Annotated in this window: 7 protein-coding genes; 5 read left to right on the top strand and 2 right to left on the bottom strand. The window is 64.1% G+C overall.

Going from position 1 to position 9,252, the window contains the following annotated elements; genetic code table 11:
* Positions 1-3 precede the first annotated feature (3 nt).
* Together ACP7BL_RS16165 and ACP7BL_RS16170 are read right to left on the bottom strand one after the other, a co-directional pair.
* Entirely contained in the window at positions 4-837 is an 834-nt protein-coding gene (locus ACP7BL_RS16165) for an undecaprenyl-diphosphate phosphatase (RefSeq protein ID WP_245535632.1), read from the bottom strand.
* A gap of 104 nt (positions 838-941) precedes the next feature.
* A complete protein-coding gene (locus tag ACP7BL_RS16170; protein WP_249340854.1) occupies positions 942-3,464 on the bottom strand; it encodes a heavy metal translocating P-type ATPase in 2,523 nt (840 codons plus the stop codon).
* Positions 3,465-3,531: 67 nt separating this feature from the next.
* On the opposite strand from ACP7BL_RS16170, the gene ACP7BL_RS16175 reads away from it, so the two are divergent.
* From ACP7BL_RS16175 to ACP7BL_RS16195, 5 genes are all read left to right on the top strand, one after another.
* The gene (locus ACP7BL_RS16175) at positions 3,532-3,951 is read left to right on the top strand and encodes a MerR family transcriptional regulator (RefSeq protein WP_010405566.1); all 420 of its coding nucleotides are present in this window, start codon (positions 3,532-3,534) and stop codon (positions 3,949-3,951) included.
* 140 nt (positions 3,952-4,091) lie between these two features.
* The gene (locus ACP7BL_RS16180) at positions 4,092-6,029 is read left to right on the top strand and encodes a cytochrome c/FTR1 family iron permease (RefSeq protein ID WP_029622657.1); all 1,938 of its coding nucleotides are present in this window, start codon (positions 4,092-4,094) and stop codon (positions 6,027-6,029) included.
* A gap of 170 nt (positions 6,030-6,199) precedes the next feature.
* Positions 6,200-6,550: a hypothetical protein gene (locus ACP7BL_RS16185; protein ID WP_081988561.1), complete on the top strand. Its 351-nt coding sequence runs from the start codon at positions 6,200-6,202 to the stop codon at positions 6,548-6,550.
* 65 nt (positions 6,551-6,615) lie between these two features.
* Positions 6,616-7,968: a TolC family protein gene (locus ACP7BL_RS16190; RefSeq protein WP_010405568.1), complete on the top strand. Its 1,353-nt coding sequence runs from the start codon at positions 6,616-6,618 to the stop codon at positions 7,966-7,968.
* Positions 7,968-9,134, top strand: a complete 1,167-nt coding sequence (locus ACP7BL_RS16195; protein ID WP_010405569.1) for an efflux RND transporter periplasmic adaptor subunit — start codon at positions 7,968-7,970, stop codon at positions 9,132-9,134. The genes ACP7BL_RS16190 and ACP7BL_RS16195 overlap by 1 nt, the downstream gene beginning before the upstream one ends.
* Positions 9,135-9,252 lie beyond the last annotated feature (118 nt).

Below are 9,252 nucleotides of genomic sequence, written 5' to 3' on the forward strand. Positions count from 1 at the left end.
CGCTTAGACTAGCCAGGCGTTGGTGGTCGCGATGACCAGAAGAACGCCAAGCACTCCGCGATAGATGACGAAGGGCCAGGCGGAGAAGCGCTCGAGGACGCGCATTAGCGCCCAGATCGCCGCGAATGCTGAAACGGTTGCGACGCCAAGGCCGACCGCCAGAATGGACCAGCCGTGCATGTCGAGGTGGACTTTGTGCAGCTCCCACAATTCCTTCAATCCGGCGAGAGCGATAGCCGGGATGCCCAACAGGAATGAAAAGCGCGCAGCTTCTTCACGCTTAAATCCGAGTGCGAGCGCAGCGGTGAGAGTCGATCCGGAGCGTGAGACGCCTGGGATGAGGGCTCCGACCTGGGCCAGGCCGACGAGCAGCGCGTCCACCAGTGATGCATTCTCGACGCTGCGGCGGTGGCGTGCCAGGATTTCGGTGAGCGCCATCAGCACCGCCATCAAGATGCACGCCCAGCCAATCACCGGCAATGCGCGAAGGGGTGAGTTGCATGTATTGAGGCTGCTCGAAAGTAACGCGCCCGCCAGCGCGATAGGAATCGTTGCCAGCACGATCCAGGTCGCCAGACGAAGATCGGGATCGGCGAATTCGCGGCGGCTGATCGCCGACACTGACCCGACCGCAAGACGGCGAACGTCTCGCCAAAAATAGCTGATAACGGCGGCGAGCGCCGCAAGCTGCATCGCGGCCGAAAAGGCCGAACCCGGATCTCGCCACCCCAGCACGGCAGGTACGACGCGCATATGGGCTGTCGACGAAATCGGCAGAAGTTCGGTAATGCCCTGCACCACGCCCAATAGGGCGACCTTGGCATAGCCCAATGTCACAAAGCCCGTGTCGATGCTCGCGGTACATTGGCCGGCCATATCAATGTAGTCCTTTGCGGGATGGAAGAGCGAAGATCGTGGCTTCGGGACGCTCGGTAACCGGGCTATCGCGCCTGCTGGTCGCGATCGATAAGACGCAGCCCGTTGAGCACGACCAGGAGCGATGCTCCGACATCTGCTGCTATCGCGCCCCAGAGCGACGCCATTCCAAGCAGCGTCAGCCCCCCGAAGACGAGCTTTACCGCAAGCGAGAAGCCGATGTTCTGCCGGATGATGGTGAGTGTCGCTCGTGAGTGCCGAATGAGCCACGGTAGCTGGGAGAGATCGTCCTGCATCAGTGCGATGTCGGCCGTCTCGATCGCCGCATCACTCCCAATCGCGCCCATCGCGATGCCGAGGCTCGCCCGCGCCATCGCCGGCGCGTCGTTGACGCCGTCACCGACCATGGCAACAAGGCCGTGCTGCGCCACCAGTCTTTCTATCGCCTCGACCTTCTGTTCGGGAAGCAGCTCGGCGTAAACCTCATCCACGCCGGTTTCATGCGCGATCGCTTCGGCCGGCGCGCGAGCATCTCCCGTGAGCATGACCACTTGAGCGATGCCAAGGGCGTGTAATTGTGCAACGATTAGTCTTGCTTCAGGTCGCACCGCATCACCCACCGCGATCAACCCGATCACTGTCATGGATTCCCAGACCGCGATTCCAGTCAGTCCGGCTCCAGCGATACGTTTCAAGGCGGTTGTCAGTTTTTCGCTGTCGCCGCCGCCGAGCCTCTGTTCAAGATAGATGGCAGAACCGACCCAGACGTGGCGATCATTGATCTTGCCAACAACCCCTAGGCCCGGGACAGCCGTCACGTCTTTCGCGGGGACCACGTCTATGCCGCGCTCCGCTGCAATGGCGAGGATTGCGCGCGCAATGGGGTGTTCGCTGCGGGCTTCAACGGCAGCAGCAAATGACAGTAACTCAGATTCGCTCCGGGTGCCGATCGGTATGATTTCGATCACCTTGGGGCGGCCAAGCGTGAGTGTGCCGGTCTTGTCCATCGCAATCGCCGTGAGGCGGGCAGGCGTTTCCAGATGGACACCTCCCTTGATCAGCACGCCCCGCCGGGCCGCGCCGGTCAATCCTGCGACTATGCTGACAGGGGTCGAGATGACCAGGGCGCAGGGACAGGCGATGACGAGCAACACCAGCGCTTGATAGAACCATGCGGCCCAACTTCCCCCGAGCAGAAGCGGCGGCACGAGGAATGCCGCCAGGGAAAGCGCCATCACGACCGGCGTGTATATCCGCGCGAAGCGTTCCACCCACTGTTCGCTCGGAGCCCGTTTGCTCTGCGCCTCGCCGACCATGCGCACGATACGCGCGAGCGTGGTGTCGGAGGCTGGCCGGGTGGTTACGATCTCGAGCGCGCCCATGCCGTTGATGGTCCCGGCATAGACCACCGCGTCTTGCGTCACCGTAACGGGTACGCTTTCGCCCGTGATTGGCGCCTGATTGACCGCGCTCGTCCCCGCAACCACATAGCCGTCGAGCGGTATCTTTCCGCCCGGGGGAACGATCACATGGGTTCCGACCGCAACTTCGGCAACGGGTACGTCCTTCTCGACGCCTGCCGCATCTCGTATCCGGGCAGAATCCGGCGCGATTTCCATAAGTGCGGCGACGGCACGGCGGGCACGTCCCAGGCTCCATGCCTCAAGCGCCAGCGCAAGGGCGAAGAAAAATGCGACAGTCGCCGCTTCGAACCATTGGCCGATGCCGAGGGCACCCGCCACCGCGACCAGCATGAGCAGGTTCATGTCCGGCCGGAGTCGCCGCGCCGCGAGGATCGCCTTGGGTGCGACGTATCGAACTGCCGACAGGACCGACAAGGAATAAGCGAGCATCGCCAGAACCGGGGGGTGCGCCTCGCGCGCCAGACTCTCGTGCAGTACCGCAGCGAAGCCGTTTGCGCGCGCGTGAATCGCAAAACCGACCAGGACCAAAGCGCCGCTTGCGATGGTCAGCCCGGCCTGAACCCGGCGTCGCCGCTGCTCCTCTGGCGCACCGGCACTGCGCTCGCCTTCTTTCCACAGTTCGGCGCGCATCCCCGTGCGTTCGACTGCCCTTAGGATGTCGGCGTGAAGAGAGAGATCGGCACCGCTCGCGATCGACATGCGACCGTTGATGAGATCGAACGACAGATTTTCCGGCCCTACGATCGGACCGAGTTCGCGCTTGAGCACCGCGACTTCGTCACCGCAGTCCATGCCATGGATTTCGAAAATGACGCCGTCCGGATGGTCCGGGAGAGCCTGGGCAACGGGCGCCGGTTCACCCGAGCAGCTTCTGCAACCGTCGGCTCCTGCGGCATCTTTTGAGATACCGCTCTGACCATCTAGCTCGGCGGTCATCCCGGTGGTCGATACGGCCGCGATCACGGCTTCGACTGTGAGGCCGGACGCGACATCGACGTCGAGCAGGCCAAGCTTCGGCTGGAACGACAAAAACCGCTCATCTCCAACGAGTGGGATAAGCGCTTCTCTGAGCAATCGAACCTCATTCTGGCAGTCTAGCCCCTGGACCTTGAAGCGCCACCGGCGCCCTATCGCTATGGGGCTCGTCCCGGTCTGCTCGAACATTGCGTCACCTCGACTTTTCGACATGACACCCACTATACAGTCTGAAGTCACTAGAGGGTCAAACGATATGTCCACCGAGCCGCTCAGCATCGGGAGTCTCGCCAAAGCCACCGACAGCAAGGTGGAGACGATCCGCTATTATGAGAGCATCGGCTTGTTGGCGGCGCCCGCCCGAACAAAGAACAACTATCGCGCCTACACCGCCCAACATCTCGCACGGCTCAGTTTCATTCGCAGGGCTCGCGCGCTGGGTTTCTCGATCGACCAGGTTCAGGAGTTGCTCAAGCTCGCCGACCAGAAGGATATTTCTTGCAAGGCGGTGGACGCGATCGCGCGGGAGCATCTCGCCGAAATCGACCGAAAGCTCCGCGATCTGAATACTTTGAGGTCCGAGTTGAGCAACGTGATTGTCCAGTGCGGACAGGGCACTATTTCCGAGTGCCGCATCATCGAGACATTGGCGCCGGATTCCGCCACGTTCAGCTGAGCAGGGCGGTTGATGATACCACCGTTCGCAATTGCCAGCAGCTAATGCAAACAAGTCGCAAAACCACTTGACCCTCTAGCGGCTAGAGGGTGTAGACGTTGCGCATGTTTACGCCTTCAAACAGCCCTTTGTCGATTCTCTTGCGGACGGTCTCGTTGCGCCGCGCGCTGGCGGTGCTCGGCGCCCTCTTGTTTGCCCTTGGCACAAGCGTCGCGGCCCATGCCCAAACGACCGACGTCCAGACGGCATGGCGGCTACTTGATTATATGGCGGTCGACTATGGCGGTGCTGTCAGCGGCGGACGGGTGAAGAGTCCTTCCGAATATGCCGAGATGACCGAATTCGCGGCCTCGGTATCGACTCGCCTTTCGACGCTGTCGCCCACGCCGGCGCGCGGGAAGCTGATCGCGGGCGCAGCTCGACTTCAGGGCGTCATCGCCGCGAAGGGAACGCCCGAAGAGGTCGCCCGCATCGCCCATGGCCTCGCCGCCGATCTGCTCAAGGCCTATCCCGTGCCGCTCGCGCCGGGCAAGGCGCCCGACCTCGCCCGCGGCGCCACGTTGTTCGCGCAGAATTGCGCGAGTTGTCACGGCATGACCGGGGATGGGCATGGCCCCGACGCGGCGAAGCTCACCACGCCGCCGATCGCCTTCAGCGAAATAACGCGCGCGCGGCAACGCAGTCCCTTCGCGCTGTACCAGGTCATCGACCAGGGCATCGACGGCACGGCGATGCAAAGCTTTGCGACCTTGCCGAGCGATGATCGCTGGGCGTTGGCCTTCTATGCCGGTCGCTTTGCCTTTCCCGACGCCCTTGCAAGCCAGGGCGAGCGGCTGTGGAAATCCGATCCCGGCCTGCGGCACATGATCCCCGACCTGACAACACTGGCGGGACTGACCCCGGAGGTGCTTGCCAAGACGATCGGACCTGCCAAGGCCGACGCGGTGATCGCCTATCTGCGCCGTCACCCGGACGCGGTGATCCGGCAGGCACCCGGCTCGCTGACCATCGCGCGCGAAAAACTGGCACGGAGCCTTGCCGCGTACCGCGGTGGCGACCGTCACGCTGCCCAGGAACTCGCGCTTTCGGCTTATCTCGATGGCTTCGAGCCACTCGAGCCGATGCTGACCGCGCGCGACGCAACGCTCATGGGGCACATCGAAAGCGCCATGGGCGAATTTCGGGCATCACTCCAGCAAGGTCGCCCCGCCGACGAGGTTGCCACGCGCGTCCAGGTGCTCGACGGCCTGTTCGACGATGCCGACGCGGCATTGTCCCCGGACGCAGCGAGCAGCGCATCGACCTTCCTGGGCGCCTTCACCATTCTGCTGCGCGAGGGGCTCGAAGCCCTGCTGATCGTCGTCGCGATGATCGCTTTCCTCCGCAAGGCCGAGCGGCCTGAAGTGCTGCCCTATGTCCATGGCGGCTGGATCGGGGCGCTCATAGTCGGCGCGGTCACATGGGGAATCGCGACCTATGCGATCGGGATCAGCGGCGCGAGCCGGGAGCTTACCGAAGGGTTCGGGTCGCTGTTCGCGGCTGTCGTCCTGCTCTCCGTGGGGATCTGGATGCACGGCAAGGCGCAGGCGGACCAATGGCAGCGCTACATCCGCGAGAAGATATCGCACGCATTGTCGAAGCAGTCGGCCTGGTTCCTGTTCGGCCTGGCCTTCATCGTCGTTTATCGCGAGGTGTTCGAGACGATGCTGTTCTATGCCGCGCTCTGGACCCAGGGCAATGGCGGCATGATGTTGGCGGGCGCCGGCTCGGCGGTCGTTCTGCTCGGGCTCATTGCCTGGGCCATGTTGCGCTACAGCCGCGCCCTGCCGATCGCGAAATTCTTTGCCTACAGTGCTTGGCTGATGGCCATCCTCACCGTAGTCCTCGCCGGCAAGGGCGTGTCGGCGCTACAGGAAGCCGGCATCATCGACATTGCGCCGCTTGGCGGCGGGATCCGCGTTTCTATGCTCGGTATCTTCCCGACCTTGCAATCGATGGCGGCTCAGCTCCTGATGTTCATCGCGGTAATCGGCGGGTTCATCCTCAACCGGCGCCGAGCCGCTGCGGCCACCGGCTGATGCAGCCCGAACGCGCGTGTATATTCCTAGGCGAGTGGGTGCGTGCCGAGGCGATCCCGATATGGCGCAAGGCACGTCCTATTTTATTGCAGACTTTCCGATGACGGCTTTATTTCTTCATGCGACGAGCGGACTAGCCCGTTACCTGCGTTCCTGTTAGAGCGTGATCCGTGCGACGCCTGCTGAACATCCTTGCGTATTTGACGATCGCCCTCTCCTTGGGAACGACGGCGACTGCGCATGTGCTGGAGCGACCGGATGTTAGCGCTTCATCCCATGAGGCGCGCGTGGACGAAGTTGCGTTAGGCCATGTACCTGGCGACGCCGACCAAGTGCCTTCTGATAGCGACAAGGGCTATCCTCATCATCACGGTGGTTGCCATGGCGATCACGTCGCAGCGCCGGTCAAGGCTACCAACGCAGCACTGACGCGCGATCTTCGGGTCGCCCCCGTCTTCGCGAGTCATTCCATGCGGCCGCTCTCTACCGCCGATCCGGCGCTGAGGCCTCCCCAAGCCTGAGGATCCGCTGACCTCGCCGGCAATTGCCGCGCGGGGCGAACCCGGTTCGTCAGGAGTTATCATCCATGTATCGTACAATCGCGGCCGTCATGGTCGCGGCGTCCCTTGCCGGTGCGGCCGGGGCGCAAACAACAACGCCGCCCGGCATTCCGGCGGCGACCACTTCGTCACAATCGGCCGATGCGTTCTCGCTCGAGAACGCTCTCGCTGCGGGCGGCATGCCATCCATCCCGTCGGCCGTCCTCGACAACGGCGCGGCATCGGGGGGGAGCGGATCGGCTCCACTTCCGTCGATCGCGGCGGCCACGGCCGGCGTCGATGCCGCGACCGCGGCGCGGCGTGTCGCAGGCTTGCGCCCCAACCCAGAAGTGCAGGCGCAGGTTGAGAATCTTGCGGGGACCGGCGTCTACAAGGGTTTGCGAAGCTCCGAGACGACGGTTGGCGTGGCGCTCCCGCTAGAGTTGGGCGGCAAGCGGCCAGCGCGTGTCGCGCTTGCAACCGCACGCCTCAGTCGCGCGCAAGTCCAGGCTGAAATCGCGAAGGCGGATCTCCGCTTGCGGATTACGCAGCTCTATATCGAAGCCGCCGCCGCCGAGCGCCGTGCCGAAGTGCTGAGCGAGCAGGCAGGGATCGCCAACAACGCGTTCCGGGTCTCAAGCGAGCGCGTCAAGGCCGGCGATGTAGGTCCGATCGAGCAACAGCGCGCCGATGTGCTGCGCATCAATGCGCAGGTCGCAGCCGATATCGCGGCCCGGCAGGCACAGGCGGCGCGTGCAAACCTTGAGACATTGTTGTCGGTGCCGGTGATGGGCCCACTCGATCGCGCCTGGTTCGAGCGGATCGCTGATTACGGACCGCCCCGGCCCGTCGATGTTGATGGGACGCTCGCCTTGGTTGCTGCGGAAGCGGATGTTCGCACCGCGGATGCGCAGGTTCGCGTGGCTCGGTCGTTGCGGGTTCCTGACGTAACGGTCAGCGCCTCCGCCCGCCGACTGGCGGCGACCAACGACACCGCCGCGGTCGTCGGCATTTCGATCCCGATCCCGTTCTTCAACAACGGCAGCGCCTTCGTGGCGCAGTCACGCTCTGAACAGACGCAGGCGATCGCGCTGCGCAACCTCGCCGTGATCGATACCCGGCAACAGATCGCTAGCGCACAAACCGAAGTGGCGAACGCCGCTGCGACCGCGCGAGCGGCGGGCGGGCCGGGACTGGCGGCGGCACAGGAGGCCGCCCGCATAGCGCGGATCGGTTGGACGCAGGGCAAGTTCGACCAGATCGCGCTCCTCGATGCCGAGCGCACGCTTTCACAGACCCGCCAGACCTACGTCGATGCGCTTGCGGCGTACCACGACGCGCAGGCCCGGCTCGACCGGCTCACGACGCCGGCCCCGACGATTTCCGGAGATGATCGATGATGAACGATAAGCGCTTTCTTGGCGGTGCGGCGGCTGTCGCGATCGTCGCCGCACTTGGCGGCTTCGGGATCGCACGCTGGACCGCGAGTGAACCTGCCGCGACCGAAGCGGCAAGCGGCAACACCGCCGCCCCTAAAGAGGAGAAAAAAAACCCCGACACGGTGGCGATGACCGCGCAAGCGGTCCAGCAGGCCGGTATTGCCGTCGAGACGATCAATCCCAGCGGGCTCGGCGCGGAAATCGTAGCGCAGGCGACAGTCAGCGCATCACCGCAAGGCGAAGCGATCGTGACCGCCCGCGCAGGCGGCGCGGTCACGCGATTGATGAAGCGGCTCGGTGATCCGGTGCGTGCCGGCGAAACGCTCGCCGTCGTCGAAAGCCGGGACGCGGCGCAGTTTGCTGCCGATCGCACAGCTGCCGCTGCGAAATCGACGCTGGCGCAAAAGGCACTCGCCCGCGAGCAATATCTATTCCGCCAGAAGGTCTCGGCGCGGGTCGAGCTTGAACAGGCAGAAGCCGAGGCCGCGTCTGCTGTGGCTGAGGCGCGCCGCGCCAGCGTGGCGGCAGGGGCCGCACGGGTGACGTCCGATGGCCGCGGCGTGTTGGTGTCCAGCCCGATTTCCGGCCGCGTTACCTCGGAGAACGTAAGCTTGGGCGCCTTTGTCCAGCCCGAGACCGAGCTGATGCGCGTCGCCGATGCGTCGAAGATACAGGTCGAGGCCGCGGTCGGACCGACCGATGCACAGCGGCTATCGCCCGGCGATCGGGCGATTATCGAATTGCCCGACGGCCGAACCGTGGAAGCACGGGTGCGCGCCGTCACGCCTGGCCTCGCCAATGACACGCGCTCGGCGACTGCTGTCCTCGATGTGACGGGCAGCCTTCAGCCAGGGCTCGCGGTGCGCGTGCGGCTCCTACCGAGCGGAGGCGGCACGACTAGCAATGCGATCGTGGTGCCGGAGGATGCGGTGCAGACGCTCGAGGGGCGTGACATCGTGTTCGTGCGGACCGCGCGGGGCTTCAAGGCTCAGACCATCACGATCGGACAACGCAGCAACGGCCGGGTCGAGATCCTGAAGGGTCTCGCGGCAGGCAGCCAAGTCGCAACCAAAAACGCATTTCTGCTCAAGGCCGAACTCGGCAAGGGCGCGGGCGAGGAAGAATAGATTGTAGATTTCCGCTGAGAATTGACCCGGTAGGGGCATAAATTTCCATTGAGAATTGACCCATGTTTGAACCCGCCCCTGGCTGACCAGTCTGGGGTATCGGGAGTGATCGACATGG

It is taken from the genome of Sphingomonas sp. DC1600-2, from assembly GCF_049897605.1.
Lineage (GTDB): Bacteria > Pseudomonadota > Alphaproteobacteria > Sphingomonadales > Sphingomonadaceae > Sphingomonas.